General features: G+C 28.1%; 12 protein-coding genes. All 12 read right to left on the bottom strand.

Features of this window, described 5'->3' with window-relative positions:
- Positions 1 to 2: 2 nt before the first annotated feature.
- The 12 genes from HGI79_RS14845 to HGI79_RS14900 all read right to left on the bottom strand — a co-directional run bounded on the left by HGI79_RS14845 (position 3) and on the right by HGI79_RS14900 (position 17893).
- Positions 3 to 1055, bottom strand: coding sequence for a TolC family protein (locus tag HGI79_RS14845; protein ID WP_185651480.1), 1053 nt, complete (start codon positions 1053 to 1055; stop codon positions 3 to 5).
- Between the two features lie 324 nt (positions 1056 to 1379).
- A complete protein-coding gene (locus tag HGI79_RS14850; RefSeq protein ID WP_185651481.1) occupies positions 1380 to 2849 on the bottom strand; it encodes an undecaprenyl-phosphate glucose phosphotransferase in 1470 nt (489 codons plus the stop codon).
- Positions 2850 to 2885: 36 nt separating this feature from the next.
- Entirely contained in the window at positions 2886 to 3989 is a 1104-nt protein-coding gene (locus HGI79_RS14855) for a glycosyltransferase (RefSeq protein ID WP_185651482.1), read from the bottom strand.
- Positions 3989 to 4471 carry a hypothetical protein gene (locus tag HGI79_RS14860; protein ID WP_185651483.1) on the bottom strand — a complete coding sequence of 161 codons (483 nt, stop codon included), beginning with the start codon at positions 4469 to 4471 and terminating at the stop codon, positions 3989 to 3991. Before HGI79_RS14860 ends, HGI79_RS14855 begins: the two co-directional genes overlap by 1 nt.
- Positions 4468 to 5571: a glycosyltransferase family 1 protein gene (locus HGI79_RS14865; RefSeq protein ID WP_185651484.1), complete on the bottom strand. Its 1104-nt coding sequence runs from the start codon at positions 5569 to 5571 to the stop codon at positions 4468 to 4470. The genes HGI79_RS14860 and HGI79_RS14865 overlap by 4 nt, the downstream gene beginning before the upstream one ends.
- Position 5572: 1 nt before the next feature.
- Positions 5573 to 6709 carry a glycosyltransferase family 1 protein gene (locus tag HGI79_RS14870; protein ID WP_185651485.1) on the bottom strand — a complete coding sequence of 379 codons (1137 nt, stop codon included), beginning with the start codon at positions 6707 to 6709 and terminating at the stop codon, positions 5573 to 5575.
- Positions 6710 to 6725: 16 nt separating this feature from the next.
- Positions 6726 to 7589, bottom strand: a complete 864-nt coding sequence (locus HGI79_RS14875; protein WP_313885219.1) for a decaprenyl-phosphate phosphoribosyltransferase — start codon at positions 7587 to 7589, stop codon at positions 6726 to 6728.
- A 17-nt stretch (positions 7590 to 7606) separates the two neighbouring features.
- Positions 7607 to 10570 (bottom strand): acyltransferase, encoded by a 2964-nt coding sequence (locus HGI79_RS14880; protein ID WP_185651486.1) that lies wholly within the window; start codon positions 10568 to 10570, stop codon positions 7607 to 7609.
- A 117-nt stretch (positions 10571 to 10687) separates the two neighbouring features.
- Positions 10688 to 14734, bottom strand: a complete 4047-nt coding sequence (locus tag HGI79_RS14885; RefSeq protein ID WP_185651487.1) for a glycosyltransferase family 4 protein — start codon at positions 14732 to 14734, stop codon at positions 10688 to 10690.
- Positions 14712 to 15830: a bifunctional 2-polyprenyl-6-hydroxyphenol methylase/3-demethylubiquinol 3-O-methyltransferase UbiG gene (locus HGI79_RS14890; RefSeq protein ID WP_185651488.1), complete on the bottom strand. Its 1119-nt coding sequence runs from the start codon at positions 15828 to 15830 to the stop codon at positions 14712 to 14714. Before HGI79_RS14890 ends, HGI79_RS14885 begins: the two co-directional genes overlap by 23 nt.
- 25 nt (positions 15831 to 15855) lie before the next feature.
- Positions 15856 to 17112 (bottom strand): ABC transporter ATP-binding protein, encoded by a 1257-nt coding sequence (locus tag HGI79_RS14895; RefSeq protein ID WP_185651489.1) that lies wholly within the window; start codon positions 17110 to 17112, stop codon positions 15856 to 15858.
- Between the two features lies 1 nt (position 17113).
- A complete protein-coding gene (locus HGI79_RS14900) occupies positions 17114 to 17893 on the bottom strand; it encodes an ABC transporter permease (protein WP_313885220.1) in 780 nt (259 codons plus the stop codon).
- Between the last annotated feature and the right edge of the window lie 32 nt (positions 17894 to 17925).

A 17925-nucleotide genomic window follows, 5' to 3' on the forward strand; every position in this document is an offset into this window, starting at 1 on the left:
TCCTAGTTTGTACCTATGCCAGAAGCATATTCAATTTTTAATTTTGCTAAACTTATATCTCTTTCTACAGTTTTAAGAGAATTCTCTGCTGATTTGAAGTTTATTACTTGATCTTGAAAATCTATTTTACTAATCATACCTAAATTATATCTCTGTAGGGCTTGATCATATTTTTTCTTTTCAGAATTATAGTTTAGTAATTGAGGCTGCAGCTTTTGTATTTTACTTTGTAAATCATTATACAAACCATTTATTTCTATAGATATGTCTATTTTATCAGTATCTAATTGATTTTCTGCTTCACTTACACTATACTTTCCAATTACATATTCAGCCATATATTTATAAGGGTAAGCAGCTTTAACACCAGCAAACTCAATTTTCTTCAATTTAATCTTTTCATTACCATTTAAAATTTCTGCTCTATTTTTTAAGGCATCATTTAAATAATCATTATAGGTCTTTACAATTGGTTTATCTACAGCAAGATCCTTTGTAAAACCATTATATGTAGTATTTATGTTTGAACCTGAAATTTGATTAATAGTCTTTGTAATTGAATCAAGCTTTCTTTCAGCTTTGTTTAGTTGAGCTTTTTCATCATAATAAGCTTGTTCAATACTTTTGCTGTCAGCTTTCGATATAGTTCCTAGACTCAACTGCAATTGAGCTTTTTTATATTTAGCTTCTGCATTTTCAAAGTTCTGCTGTTCTAAATCTAAAGCTTCTTCAGCATTCATAAAGGAGATATATTGAGTATATAGGTTTAACTTTACTCCATTTTTTGCCGCTTCCTTTAAATTTGTATATTCATATATATTATATTTTGCCTCTATATCAGCATTACCTTTTCCTTCACCTCTAGTAGCATCCTTATAAGAATTTTTAAACTTTTCAATAGATATATCCATACTTTTAATTTGATATGAATTTTCAATAGCCATATTCGTAATATTGTCTATATCCAGTGGATTTCCTACAGCCTGTGCTGAAACTGTAGATGAAATCATTGCAGCCATTATGGCAGCTATACAAATTAACCTAACTTTTTTCATATTATTCTTAATACCTCCTATTTAATTATTGTTAACAGTGCCATTTTTAGTATTCTAGTTAACACAAAATATTACAGTAACTCTTTCCTTAATATTGTTATGTGCCATACCATTTCCTTAGGTGTAAAATACTTCAACCTTGAAACAATTTTATCATATAGATAAAAATATTTCTATACATATAATTTATATTTTTTGTTAACATGGTGGAACTTCTACATAATAGGTTATTGAAAATTCGTATCAAATTAATGGTGAAATTTTCAAAATAAAAACTACCAGAATATCCATAATTCTGATAGTTATATTTTATATAATAAATATTTAGTATGCATTTTTATTTACAAAACCTTTAAATACAGTTAAAAACATAATTTTCATATCCATCCAAAGGCTCCAGTTTTCTATATAATATATATCACACTCAATTCTTTTTTCTATGGAAGTATCTCCCCTCCAGCCGTTAACTTGAGCCCACCCTGTAATTCCTGGACGCACTTGGTGTTTTACCATATACTTTGGAATTTCTTCCTTGAACTTGTCTACAAAATAAGGCCTTTCTGGTCTTGGTCCGATGATACTCATATCTCCACTAAGAACATTAAATAATTGAGGTAGCTCATCTATACTGGTTTTTCTAATAAAGGATCCAAATTTAGTTTTTCTAGAATCATTTTTTGTTGTCCACTTTATTTTTTCTTCTTCATCTTTTTGAACATGCATAGATCTAAACTTATACATGTTAAAGATTTTTCTATTTAAACCCACTCTTTGTTGTTTGAATAACACAGGACCTGGAGAAGTTATCTTAATTATTAATGAAACTATCAGCATAATAGGTGAAAATATTAGTACTGCTATAAACGAAGTTATTATATCTATCATTCTTTTTACAAATTTATTTAGTAGATTGTCCAATGGTACGTATCTTATATTAATTATAGGTAACCCATCTACTTCTTCCACATAAGGTTTAGCTGGAATATATTTGTAATAATCAGGTATAATTTGAGTCCTTACTCCGCTTTTCTCACAAGTATTGATAATAAACCCAAGTTTATCATATTCTTTTATACTTAATGTAATAAATACTTCATCGATGTGAAACTTATTCAAATACTCTTCTAAACTTCTAATTCCATCTAAAATTACCTTTTTTTCAACTGAAGCCGCTATTTCATCTAATGCTAAATCACTTTTACTATAATCACTTTGCTCTAAAGATGTCTTACCACTTTTTAGGTTGTCATCTAATATACCTACAACATTGTAACCCCAGTGTTTATTCTTGTGTATCTTATCTAATAACTCTAATGTTAAATTACTAAAACCTATAATCAATATATGTTTAAGATTATATCCTTTTTTTCTCATAAGTCTAAGGCATAATCTTACAAAGCCTCTCTCTAGAATCATTAGTGTAGCGCAGTTAACAATAAATACTGCAAGTAAATATCTTGAATAATCTATATACCTAAATAAGTATAATAAAAGAACAAATATTAAAATTCCAAGTATATTGGCCTTTAATATATTTATTGTTTCTTCCCACATACTCTTAAATCTATATGGAGTATATAGTTTAAAAGCATTGTATAAAATTAAATATGGGGGAATCATCAATACTACTGGCTTTAAATATTCTTTAAATCTTAGATACTCACCCTGGCTAGAAACGTAAACAATGCCACTCTTAAATCTTATATACCATGCAAATACCAGTGAAAATATTAAACATAGAATATCTAAAAAGACTAAGAGTCTATTTAAGTATCTTTGGTTTTCTTTTATCATACTAATCTCTCTTTCTAAATAATATTACATGTGAATTCATATTTTATCATTAAATTCTCTAATTTTTTCATGAATAAAACTCGTAATTTCACCTTTAAATCTATCTATACTAAATCTTATTGCGTTTTTTCTTATAACATTCTTATCAAAGTTTTTATAGTTAGCTTCCATTTTTAATACGGCATCCTTTAATGATTGTTTATCTTGATTATAAAAAAATATTCCAGTTTCATCTTCTATTACAGTCTCTAAGGTTCCTCCCTTGCCATAAGCAATAACAGGTCTCCCGCAAGCTTGTGCTTCTACAGGAGTAATCCCAAAATCCTCTTCTCCTGGGAAAATAAAGGCTTTACATTCTCTATAGTACTGGCGTATTTTCTCATCAGTTAGTCTTCCTAAAAAGGATATATTACTGTTACTTATAGCTTTATACTTTTTAAGTTCTTCACCTCCGCCTACAATAACTAGTGGAAGATTAAGTTCATTAAAAACCTCAATAGCTAAATCAACTCTTTTATATCCTACAAGTCTTGATACTATAAGGTAGTAGTCACCACATTCTCCTTCCGGCGTATAAAAATCTGTATCTACAGGAGGGTATATTACCTTTGAATTTCTCCTATAGTTCTTTTTTATTCTTCTTGCTACATTGTGGGAATTGGCAATAAAATAATCTACTCTATCTGCTGAAAGTCTATCCCAAATTCTTATTTTTTTCATTTGGGAAGAAATAATCCATTTCATAATCATATTTTTGTCTTTTATATACTCATGATATAAATCCCATCCGTATCTCATAGGGGTATGACAATAGCATATATGCAACGCATCTGCCTTGGTTATTACACCTTTTGCACAGCAAGTAGATGAACTTATAACCAGGTCGTACTCTGATAAATCATACTGTTCTACTGCATGAGGCATAAGAGGAAGTAATTTTTGATACTTTGTTTTTGCAAAAGGTATTTTTTGAAGGTATGAAGTTCTTATATTCATTGCATTATATTCTTCTGGCATATTATATTTATTATGTACAAATACATAAACAGGGGCTTCAGGAAAAATTTCATGTACTGCTTTTACAACCTTTTCCGACCCTCCAATTCCGCTGAACCATTCATGTATAATTGCTACTTTCACTATTTAGTCACCTCTAGTTCTATATTATATGTTTTAGAACCTTTTTCCTTAAACCAAGTAACACCTTCATGAACCATATCTAGTTCAATTTTATATTTTCCTATTTTACTTGGAGAGGTAAGTTTTAACCATAAATCTGTACTTTCCCCTTGTCTTACTGAGTTAGTTAGCTTTGATCTGTCACCTTCTAATACAACCTTATTATTCTGATCTAATATATGGTAGGATAAATTTATATTGTTATCCTTGGTCCATGTCATAGTACCAAGATTTTTAATATTTACTTTAATATTCTTTTGTTCTGAAGCTTTAAGCTTTACGCTAGAAATATCAGATTTTATTTGTGCAATGTACTGATTCCTAATACTCTCTTCTTGCTGTGCTATGTATCTTTGCGATGCTACTTTTGAATTTAAAATTAACAGTCCTATAATAACTATAGGTAAAAATCCAAATATAATTATATTTTTAATTTTACTCACTTCTGTACCTCCGCTATTTGCCCATATAAATCAATTATACTATCAGCAGTTTTTTCCCAACTAAATTTTTCACATTGCTTTAAGCCCTTATAGGTTAATTCTTTTCTTAATTCATTATTGTTTAAAACTCTCAATATAGCTTCTGAAATACTATCAACACTATGAGGATTACAGTATACACCTGCATCTCCTACTACTTCAGGCAGTGATGAGGTATTAGAAACTACTACTGGTACTCCACAACACATAGCTTCTAAAGGAGGTAATCCAAAGCCTTCATATAAGCTTGGATAAACAAACATCTGTGCTCCACTATATAATGTTGTTATATGCTCCTGATCTACGTAACCAGTATATACTATATTTTTGAAGCATTCTGCAGCACTAGCTTGTGTAAATATATCCTCATACAGCCAACCCTTATTTCCTACTAAAACTAATTTTATATCCTTAATTTTTTTATATATTTTTTCAAAAGCTTTCAACAAACTAACAATGTTTTTTCTAGGCTCTAATGTTCCTACTGCTAATATATAGTTTCCTTCAATGCCATATATCTTTTTGATATATTCTATATGCTCTTTATCATAAATTCTTTTAAAATCAGGCTTTCCTGGATAAATCACTTTAATTTTATCTTCTACTTGTGGAAAATACTCTATTATATCTTTTTTTGTGCTTTCTGAAACTGCAATTATTGCTGCTGCTCTGTTAATACTTATAGGTGTTAAAGTTTGTTTTATTTTTCGACTCTTCTTAGTAAAGGTTTCAGGATATTTATAAAAAGTTAAATCATGTATAGTTGTAATAAAAGGTGTTTTTATTGGCATTATTGGGCTACTATAATCTATAAAATGTACTAAATCAAATTTAGGATATTTAAAAGGCATTATAAGTTGTTCGTCAAACATTCTTTCATATGGATTCTTATAATCTTTTCTGTATACTACATTTTTATAATTAAATCTTATATGATTTTGCAGAAAAAATGTATAATCAATATTTGTTTTATGAGTTAAACTTTGTATTAAATTATACCCGTATTGACCAATACCCGCTCTTTTCTTATCAATAAGTAATCCATTGAATGCTATTTTCATACTATCTTTCACCTAGTTCTATATATATTTCTACCAAAGTATCCACAGATCTTTTCCAAGTAAACTTTTTACTTTGTTCTAAGCCTTCACTTATAAGTTTATCACTAAAATCTTCATTATAGCTTAGTAATTCCATCCCGCTTACTATAGCTTCAATATCCTTAGGTTCTACAAGTATAGCCGCATTACCACACACCTCAGTAATAGATGAAGTATTGGAAGTTATAACCGGTACTCCTAATGCCATAGCTTCAAGTACAGGCATACCAAAACCCTCATACAATGATGGAAACAAAAATGCTTTAGCCATTTTGTAAAGATATGCCTTATGTTTTTCATCAACGTAACCAGTAAAGATAATTTCTTTTGTCAATGAATGTTTTTCTACTTTATTAAAAATAGATTCATAGCCCCATCCTTTTCCACCAGCAATAACAAGCTTTATGTTATCTTTGTTTTTCTTTTTATATAAAGCAAAAGCTTCTATTATAGACTCTATATTTTTTCTTGGTTCTAAAGTTCCAAGATATAAAAAATACTGCTGTGGAAGGTTATACTTTTCTCTTACATAGTTTATATTTTCATATGTAAATTCCATACTATATAAGCTTTCATCAATTCCAGGAGGTACTATTTTTATTTTTGAAGCTTCAATATTTAAGTATTGCATTATTTCTTTTTTTGAGTTTTCTGATACAGTTATTATTAAATCAGCTCTGTTAGCAGATCTTTCTAAATCATTATTTAATCTTTTAAGGTTTGCCTTAGTCATAGTCTCCGGAAACTTTTTATGAACCATGTCATGTATAGTAACTATGGTTTTTCCTTTTATACCTGGTGGAATAATAAAGTTAAAAAAATGGTTGATATCACTTCTAGTTTTAAACAGTATATCATACGGTACAGGGACATAGTTCCACATTCTTCTATATACACCATATGGAATAGCCTTACATGTTTCAATATTAATATTTAAATCTTTTATGCTATCTTGTACATCGTTTCTTCCTAGAAAGTTAAATACTTGTCCATTTAATTCGATGTTTCTGCTAATAAGTTCTTTTATTATATTATAAGTATACCAACCTACTCCTGATTTAGCTTTTAGTATAGGCTGAAGTTCTAATGAGACTTTCATAATTCTTTTCCTCTTCCTATAATATATATAATATTATTATACATGCAATAGCCCAAAGAAAAATTGATGAAACTAATGGTAAGTCTGATAACAATATTTCATCTGGACTATATCCTTTACTCTTTGTACTACTTAAATACTGAAATCTAAATATTGAATACAAAACTATAGGAATAGTTATCATCATATATCTATTTTCATTTACAAGAAAAGTATAGATGCTATAACTAACTATAGTAGATGCTATAATGCTTATTAATATACTATCTATGAATTCAATAGAGTATTTTTCCAGTGATGCTCTATGTAAAAGTGCATCTTCTTTTAAAGTTACTAGCTCATTTCTCCTTTTACTAAATCCTAAAAATAATGAAAGAAGTAAAGTACATAATATCAGCCAAGGCGATATGTCAACATTTATTACTACTGTTCCAGCATATACTCTTAATACAAATCCAAAAGCTATAAGCATAACATCAACAATAACTATATTCTTTAATTTAATAGAGTATAATAGGTTATTAATTAGATATAATGTTATTATTATACCAAGTTTAATATTAAGTTGAAATGACCATATAAATGTTATTATTAGAATTAAAATTAAAAAAATTAAAGCCTCACTTCTTTTTATAATTCCAGATGCAATTGGTCTAAATTTTTTTCGTGGATGCTTTTTATCACTTTCTAAGTCAACTATATCATTAATAATGTATACACTAGATGATATAAAGCAAAATAATAGAAATGTTTGTACAGTTTTAACTATAAAATCTATAACAAATATATTATGCGAAAATAAAATTGCAGCAAATATAAAAAAGTTCTTTACCCATTGCTTAGGTCTCATTAAAATTATATATTTTTTTACACTATTCACAAGCACACCTCAATTAACTAATTTGTTATCTCTACGGGTATTCTAATTGTTTTATTTCCCTTATCTTTAAACCAAGTAACTTCTTCTTGCACTAAATCAATTTCTAAAATATATTTTCCAATTACTTCTGGTGCAGCTATTTGCATTTCTGTTAATATTGGACTGCTTGGCTTTATTATCATTGGTAAATTAGTCCTAACACCATCATGAATAACCATTTCACCATTTGTATTAAGCCAATGGTATGAAAGTGATATAGTATGTTTCCCACTATTTATTCCATTATTCACCCATGTAACTTTACTATTGTTAACTGATTTTATTTTTATATTCTTATTAGTATTTTTTTTCATATTTTTGATATTATCCAGTACATCTAACTGAACTTTAAATCCACCGTTCAGTATAGGTCTATATTCCATCCTATCATAGGATAAAACATCCTTCGGTACGTTTATATAAAATAATTTTGTATCATCATTTTTATATATCTTATATTTATTAAGAATCGATTCATAATAATCCTTATCAAACTTATTAAAATATACTTCTATATTATATAACCCACTATAATTAGTTAAAATCTTACTTACACTAGTTTTATCTGCATATACTATTGGTGTCTTATCAGTAAATGTAGTTTCTTTATTTAATACTCTTTCCCCAAAAGTCTCAAAGTCCGGCGAGTACAGTACAGGGAAATTATTCAATGTTATTTTAGCCAATGGAGTAAGATCTAAATATGATATATTACATATAAACGCCCCATAGTTATAAAACATACTGCCTTGATAGATTATAGCAATAATTAGTAATATCTTAATAATTATCTTATCTATATGAATACTATTAATTATAAAAAATATAATTATTGGCATCATCCAAGTAGAATATCTATTTATTCCTGCACATCCATGATTCCAATTTGTAGTTTCACAACTAAACAAAACCATGATTAATATACATATAGGATAAATGAGTTGCTTATAATTTCTACTTTTAATACACAAATATATGCAAACGAAAAATAAGATTACTACTATAGGAATATAAAAGATCATTCCCATATTCATATCAAAAAATATATCATAAACTCGTTGTATGGATATTTCCTTTATACTGGCAAAACCCTCTCTTACTATTAAGTTCGGAGTACCAAAATTATATAGATAAAATAGACTTGGTACAACTATAGGAAAACAACTAAGTAATGTTATACACACATCTTTAGCGTTAAACTTTCTATAATTAGTGTGAAAATATTTAATAATATATATTAAACTTAAAAATATGATTGGTGGATTTTGCATAGAAGCTATTGCTGAAACGAAGATAGCTAACTTAAATTTGCTTCTGGTAAATAACGTTAATGATATAATTACTAAGCTATAACAAAAAACTTCAGGATGCGTCCATCTCAAATACCATAATATAGGATTTATCATTAATAATAATGCAACATATCTTCGTTTTTGTTCACTCATATTTAAATACTTATATGCGAAAACTATAGAAAATATAAATAAGGTAGCATTGGTAATTTGAAAACACCTAAATTGGTTTATATCTAAAAATTCTAATATAACTTTAATTGGCACATTAACTAATGAATAAAACCAAAAATGATATGAATACATTTTACCTGAAAAAGATTTAAAAAATCCACTATACGGGTCTGGAAACTGCAATATATTGTTATCTCTCAGAAAACTTTGTGCCGCTATTATGTCAGAATTAGTTATATTAGGAGTAAAATGATTTTGGAAAGCTTGAACCATGTAAATATATTCAAATCCATCTCCATATCTTTCAGGTTTAATTAATATACCCATAGCCACTAATATAATTAATGATAACAAAACTAATGTTATCTCAAAAATATTTTTTCTAAAAATGTTTTTTATTATATCTATTAGAGTAAACTTAGAACTACTTTTAGTCTCAAAAAAACCAAATATTTTAGGATATATTAATCCTATAGTAATTACTCCTGATGAGTAAAACAGCAAAAGTAAAAATTTATGATGTAAAATTATATTTATTTTAAAATGTTTTAAAAATATGTCTAAAATCATGAAACTAAATACTTGATATAGGTACATTGTATAGCCATATTTTGAATATAAAGTTACTATTCTTCTTAATAATGGTATTTTTACTATCTTTACTATATAGTCCTTAATTAATATTAGTATGCTAAAACAACCAATATTATAAAATAAAAAGACAGAATTAGGAGGAAACTTATTTATCTGCATATCGTAGCTATATCCCTGATATTTTATTAACAAAAATGTAATTAATAAGCTTAATACTGATAAACAAGCTAGCTTCACTTTTTTAATATTAATAAGGTTTATATCTTTATAAAATAAACCAAGGTATACCCAAAAAGTATAAAAAACAGTCTCCTTAATATACTCATACCATTTTATATTTTTATTTCTATCTAAATAAAAAATTATAATGATTATAATAATAAAAGGTATATATTTAAATTTTTCTGTTGAATTTTTATATAAATACTTTAAATAAGGATATAATATCATAATTATTAGATATATTGGAATAAACCATACATGCCATGATATAAATGGCAAACTTGTTTCATGACTCCCAAATGGATTTAACCAACTTAATAATAATTTTAGATTAAATATGGTATCTTTATTTGCATTATGCATAATATATGTGTTATAAAGGATTATTATAACATAACACACCAGGGAATATGAAAAATATGGAATTAATATTCTCTTTATTCTAGATATATAAAATTCCTTTAACTTATATTCCTTTAAAGAATTAGAAGCACCAGTTATAAAAAAAATTATTGGCATTTCTACCAGAAAAAAGGATTTATAACTATTAGATATAACATTAGGCCAATATAAAACGTGTATTACTCCTATGATATACATCATAATCAAACCACGGAAGTAATCAAGATTTATATCTCTATAATTACCTGCATTTTTCAATCGATACTACCTCCAAGTTAACTTTATATTCTATAGCAATATTTATAATTTTATAGGCTTAAGTACTAAATACATAACTAAATATCCTAACATTATTAGGATATTTAGTTATGTAAATTAATCTTTATCAATTGCTGACTTTAAAAGTTTATTTACTTCTTCCCCAACAGCTTTCCATGTGTACTTATCTCCTACAGTTTCAAAACCCTTTTGTCCCATAGCTTCAGCTTCTTTAATGTTTTTCAATAGATACTCTATTTTATCCTTCAAATTTATTTTGTTGGCATATAATCCATTTACCATGTTTTCAACTAATTCTGTAGATGCAGTACACATTTCATTTACAACCACTGGCTTTTTTTGCATCCAGGCTTCTAAAACCACTATACCAAAGCTCTCACTATCACTCATAGTAACCAAGCAAAAACATTCATTTAATGCACCTAACACAACTTCTCTACTTTGCTCACCCAGGTATATAGCATCTTTTTTATCAATTAATTCTTCATCTTCATCTCTACCAATAAGTACTATATTGCACACTTTTTTGTGTTTATTTATCTCTTTTACAGCCTCTATTACACTTCTATAGTTTTTAGATCCAGCTTTTCTTCCTAAAACAAGAATAAACGGTAAGTCAGAGTTATATTTTTTCAAGAATTCAGAAGTATTTATATGCAGATATTCTTCTTTATATATACCTCCACCTGGAATATAAGTACTTTTAGCTTTTAATTTATCATAAAAAAGACTTATTGCTGCCCTCGGAAATGCTATGTTATTATCTGCTTTACCTAACGCCTCTAAATAATCTTTCCAGTAATAAAACTCATCATCAATATGAAAATGTGGTAATATAACAGCTGGTACATCATACTTTTTTGCATATTTTTCTGCTATTACACTACTTGAAAATGGAACATTATGCCCTATTACTACATCATAGTTAACTATGTTTCTTTCTAACCAATTCTCTAACTCCTGAGATACTGGTCCTCTTGTTTTTTGAAATAGCTCATTGATATAACCTTGTCTATTCATTGCATTACATATTAATAGATCAATATAATCATCTAAGTAATTTTCCTTCATGAATGATTTATAATCTTTCCCCAATGAAAGCTTCTCAATTCTTTCTTCTGTTTCATATAAAACTTCATGTACTTTTATGCCTAGTAGCCTTGGATCCTTATTTTTCACAGAAAAAACTTCCGTCTCTAATTCTAATATTTTTCCACCATCTAACTTAACTTCAACTTTGAATTGATTACTAACCTTATCATTAAATATTTCCCTTCCATCCAGTCTTAAGATTAAATATTTTGAACTAGGCGAATATCCTTTGATAGTAATCTTACTAGCTCCATTTACATATATTAATGATTTACCACTTGACCACATTTCATATTCATCTCTTGATTTTTCTGGATAGTACCATCCACCCATAAGTATAGGACTAATATATTTATTTATGTTTTTAGTTGACATTTCTAAAGATTCTTCCATCCAACACTTGTATAATTCTTTAGAATTATTATACTGCTCACTTTCAGATAATACATCAGTGTTAAATTTAAAAACATTCATGTTATGTATTTTATAATTTTTTGTATCTAAATCTTCAAAGGTATACTCAGATGAGAAGTGAAATTTGTTTTGAAGATCTTTTATATCTAATGATAAAACATCTATTTTAAAATCACCAATGCTTTGCAGCTCTTTTAATATGTTCAGCATATAAACTTCAGCACCACCTAAAGGTGGATCTGTAAATCTATAAGTAACTACTAATAATTTTTTTTTATCTAAAATTTTTTCCTTAATTAATTTCTGAAAACTACCTCCAAGAACCTCCCAGGTCAACTCATTGTTAACATAGTTATAAGCGTTGCTAACCAATTTATTTTTCAACTCGTTCTTGATTATAATCTTTTCAATTTTTTCTCTAAATTCGTTAAGTTTGCAGACAATTACTTCTGACTCATTAGCTACATTATATCCCCTTACACCAAGCTCAGTTGAAACTACAGGTACCTTACTAGCAAAGTATTCCGCTAATTTCAAATTGGAACCTGACCCTGATATTATAGGATTTATAGCTACATCAGTAATTTTCAAAAGAAAATTCTTATAGTTATCACTTAACCGACCAAACATTAATACATTTTTAGGAATATTACAATCTAAAGCTTCACACACGCTACCTACAATAGCATAATACCATTCAGGCGTTTTTGGTGCTAACTCCTCAACAATGTACTTTAAAGATTGTATATTAGGATAGTGAGCACTTCCTATGAAGAATATTAATGGATGATCACCAAATAGATTCTTTACACTCTTATATACATACTTCTTATCCACCGGTATCTGTACACCATTCTTTATAGTTACAATTTCTTTATTTAACTCTTTATTTAGCTCTTTAAGCCCTTTATGATCCTCATCAGAAACACTAACAACAAAATCACATCTATCATAACAAGTTCGTTCAGCTAAATAAGCTTTTTGCACCATGTTTTCATACTGAGGATGTCCTTTTAAAATCTGCTTTTTTAATTCAGTTTCACAATTGTGACTCTCGTATATTAAAGGCTTTCCTTCTAAACCTTTTAATGTCATTACCATGTAGGGATGAGTTGCAATAACAACATCTACAATCTCATATAGATTTTTTATTGATTCCATTAATATATTATTTTCAGTACACATATAAGAGGTTACTATATCTGACACACTAATCCAATACATATCATTTTTTAACTTTTGTTCTTTTAAGTGTTCGCCAGTTTTAGGTATTGATATTTCCCAAAAGTTATCTGTAACTCTAGTTATATTAATTTTGTCTCTTTCATTTAAACAAACTAAAATAATATTATAAAATTTTGAAACTTCACTATATAACTTATTCACTCTTATTTGCCCACCTGATAAGGGATTAGAAATTTCAAAATCATTTAAAACTAAAATACTTTTTCTTGAATTGATATCAGGATTAATCTTATTAATATTATCCTTGATATTTATAGCAATATTTTCCCACGAATAATTTGCGTTGACATATTCTTTTCCTTTTAACGCCATGTTTTGAGATTGTCCTTTATTTGATTCTAATAACAATAACTTTGATGCAAAGTTATCTCTATTGGCAAGAATAAAGTGTTCTCCGTCTACTAGGTCTAACCCTCTTACTCCAACTTCTGTTGATATCATTGGAATTCCCGCAGATAGAAACTCTAATGTTTTAAGATTAGTACCTGCGCCAGAAAACATGGGATTTATAGCTAAATCGCAGTTTGAAAATAATTTCCTTTTCTCTTCATCATCTATTCGTCCAACAAGCCTAACATTTTCTTTTTCTATGGTTGAAAACTTATCACAACAGCTACCAGCTACTATAAACTCAACATTAGGGCATTTATCAGCTAGATCATTAATAATATATTCCACAGCCTCAATATTAGGTGGGTGTCCACTTCCAATAAAAAAAACATTGGTTTTACTTTGTGAACTACTCACTGTATTGTTTTCTAAATCAGATGGAGTTATACCATTAGGTGCTAACTTTATTTTATCACTATGGATACTAAAGTATTTAATAAATTTATCACGCTCTTCATTACACGTTGCAAAAACTAAGCTTGCTTCTCTAACAAGCCTCTTCTCAAGTTGAGTTATATATTCAATATAATTATCCGCTTTTTCACCTTTCCACATTTGTCTGACTAAGTCCGATTCTAGATTATGACTATTATAAATTCTAGGCTTATTATCTAAACCAAAGAATGTATCATACTTCAACATATATGGAAATTCGTGAATAATAATATCAACCTTACTATATAATTTATTGTAGTAATAGTGATACATATTTGGATATTCTGAACTTAGTGCACAAACAAGCGCTGAAACCTCTGAACATATATTTTCCTTATCAAGATTCATATGCAAGGTATCATGAATACTTTCTTTAGGAACTCTATATTCCCTAAAGGTATCTGAATGAGTAACTATTTCAAACTTATGATTGGGATAAGTTGGCGAAAGGAGGGTAACATCAAAATACTTACTTAAATTGCTGTAAATATTAAAATATCTTAACTCACCTCCACTAGCTGGAGGCACAAACGCCGGAAAAAAATTAAGAACAAGTATCTTTTTCATTGTTTTTTCTCCTTTTACATTCCTTTATACTTACAATAGCGTAGTCTTGAGGTCCATATAGCACTTTGTTAACATGCTCAATTGCTTTATTAAATTCATCTGTGCTTTCGCTAACTCCTTCTAAAGCCAATTGTGGAATCATACAATTTTCCATTGGATTTGAATATATCAGTTCATTAAGCTCAAACCCCTCAGAGTTCATAAGGAATTGTAAGGTAATTGGATGAACTGGTCTTACATGAGTTAAGTCCATATAAAACCAATTTGATATTGCTATAATATTTTCAGGATTTATGGTCTCAAGAATAATGACTCCTTTTTTCCTAAGCTTTCTATAGGCTAATCTAATAAACCTTAACATATCATTAGGTGTAAGATGTTCAATTACCTGAGCTGCAAAAATTCCATCCAAGGTGTCATCATCTATAGCCTCTAAATAGTCAAATAAGTCACTCTCAATAACTGAAAGATCTTTTTCTTGACACTGAATCACCATATCTTTATTTATATCTATACCTGTAGCTCCTATACCATTTTCTGCAAGAAGCTCTAAAAATTCACCTCTGCCACAACCAATATCTAGAACATTTTTTTTATCTCTAAAATATTCAACGTATTTAGTTTGTCTTCGTTTTATATCTTCTTGCGTTCCTCTAAATTTATCTTCAAATCCGAAGTAATCAATATCTAATTCTTCTTTTTTATCTTTTTCTATCATAGACTTCTGTATAGCGTTTACTTTATCATTTATATCCTCTAAAAGTACACTAATATTATTTATTGTTTGCACAACATTACTATTAAAATCTCTTTGTTGTTGAGCTATAGGGTCTATGTACCAAAAAGTAAATTTTCTTGTTAATCTTTTAAAGAATATTATAAACTTCCCAATGTATTTTCTATGAGAAGTAACCTTCCAGAAACTGATTATATCCCATTTAGTCGTAAGTTTTTCAATATGGTTATCTAATCTTTTTAAATTTAGATCTACATCATCATTTTCTTTTAATAACCCATTTTGGGTTTGTTCCTTAATTCCCATAGCTTTTCTCATTTGTCCCATAACTTTTTCTACAGTTAAATATGATTTTTCCACAATTACTTCACCCTTTATAAATAATTTAACACTCTATCCATTTGTGTTCGAGTCTTATTATACCAACCTCATCAGTTCTAGTCTCTATATTGAATGATGCTATTTTTTTAATGTAATCATATGGAATTCCATATCTATCATGACTAGCTACATCTAAAAAGTATTTACCCTTAAGTAGGTTAACATTAGGAATATCTATAGCTATTCTTCCACTTTTGCTTTCAAAATCAAACTTATCTATATAAGTATTTGTTCCATAGCAGCATACCTCATCATCCCTAAAGATTCCAATACCAAATACTATGTCATTAATCTGTCTATTAATTTTATATTCTATTAAAATTTTAATTTTCTCGTTACTATTAAAATTAGTTTTAATAACATTATTCTTATCTAAAAGAACCGTATTAGTTATTTCTATATACTTATTTCCCCATCTTAAAGAAGAATCTGATTTTTTAGTGTCTTCTATACTATCATTTTCATTAGAATGAGTATCTACTTCTGAATATTCATTTAGTTCATGTTTCTCCTCATTGGATTTTATATTATTTTTTTCACTAACATAGTCCAAATAATCATTAATTACTTCCTTTGCTTTACCGTCACTTTTTATTAGTCCATCCTTTATCCATACTGCTCTACTACATAATCTTTCAACCATACTGTTATCATGAGATACAAATACAATGGTTATACCAGAATTTTTAAGTTCTATCATTTTTTCAATACACTTTTTTTGAAACATTATATCCCCGACTGCTAATATTTCGTCTATTAACAATATATCTGCATTAACATTTATGGCAATGGAGAAAGCAAGTCTAGTATACATACCAGATGAATAAGTTCTTACTGGGTTATCTATAAAGCTTCCTAACTCAGAAAATTCTATTATATCTTTTAATTTTCCATCAATCTCCTGCTTACTAAGCCCAAATATAGATGCATTATTATAAATGTTCTCCCTTCCTGTCATATCTTGATGGAATCCTGCCCCTAACTCCAGCAGACTTGAAACCCTTCCTTTTATTTTGATTTTTCCTTCATTAGGATATATTATTTTAGTTAATAACTTAAGTAAAGTGCTTTTTCCACACCCATTCTCACCAATCAGTGCAACGGTCTCCCCCTTAGTAATATTTAAACTTACTCCTCTCAAAACCCAACGTTCTTCAAATCTAGTTCTTTTTGCGAAAAGAATTTTTTCCTTGAGAGTACTGCCTTTGTCAAGGTATATTTTAAACTTCTTATACACATCTTTTACTTCTATTACATTCATGCTATATTTCCTCCGCAAAGTTTCTCTGTAACTTTTTAAAAATACTATAAGAAAAAATCAACATTAGAAGTCCTGTTATTAATGTAATTAATAGGGCTTTGATGTCTGGTAACTTTCCGTAATATAAAATATCTCTAAATGAATTTATTATTACTGTCATAGGATTTAAGAAGAAAAAGTTTAAATACTTCTTAGGCACCATTTCTACTGGAAAAACAATAGGAGTTAAATAAAACCATGCCATAATAAAAATTCCCAGTATATGCTCTAAGTCTCTAAAATATACATTCAAGCAAGAAAAAAGCATAGAAAATGCTAATGTTAAAATATATTCTACTAAAATCACTAATGGCAATGCAATTAGTGCGTATGTAAGATGAATTCTACTTATTAATAATGCAGGAAATACAATCATAAATCCAAACAAAAGATTCATTAGCCCAGAATTTACAAGTGCTATAGGTAGAACTTCTCTAGGAAAGTATATTTTTTTTACTAAATCCTTGTTAGATATAATTATACCTGCACTAAATTGAATTGAGTTGGCAAAAAAAATCCATGGCAATAAGGCAACAAATAAAAACATTGGGTACTTTTCTATATTCATCCTCATTACAGTAGAAAAAACAATAGTGTAAACTACCAGCTGTAGTAACGGGTTAACAAATGTCCATAGAAAACCTAACACTGAGCCTTTATATCTAGTGCGTAAATCTTTTCTTACTAAATTATTTAACATTTCTCTGTATTCAAATAGTTGTTTTATATCTTCTAACATCATCAATTCTCTCCAGTTCGATTGTATCCAAGTAT

The sequence above is a fragment of the Clostridium sp. DJ247 genome, assembly GCF_014231265.1.

Bases quoted from the DNA above. Each gene is read 5' to 3' on its own strand.
- HGI79_RS14865 (WP_185651484.1), bottom strand. From the start codon at position 5,571: ATGAAAATAGCATTCAATGGATTACTTATTGATAAGAAAAGAGCGGGT.
- HGI79_RS14870 (WP_185651485.1), bottom strand. From the start codon at position 6,709: ATGAAAGTCTCATTAGAACTTCAGCCTATACTAAAAGCTAAATCAGGA.
- HGI79_RS14885 (WP_185651487.1), bottom strand. From the start codon at position 14,734: ATGAAAAAGATACTTGTTCTTAATTTTTTTCCGGCGTTTGTGCCTCCA.
- HGI79_RS14850 (WP_185651481.1), bottom strand. From the start codon at position 2,849: ATGATAAAAGAAAACCAAAGATACTTAAATAGACTCTTAGTCTTTTTA.
- HGI79_RS14895 (WP_185651489.1), bottom strand. From the start codon at position 17,112: ATGAATGTAATAGAAGTAAAAGATGTGTATAAGAAGTTTAAAATATAC.
- HGI79_RS14845 (WP_185651480.1), bottom strand. From the start codon at position 1,055: ATGAAAAAAGTTAGGTTAATTTGTATAGCTGCCATAATGGCTGCAATG.
- HGI79_RS14900 (WP_313885220.1), bottom strand. From the start codon at position 17,893: ATGATGTTAGAAGATATAAAACAACTATTTGAATACAGAGAAATGTTA.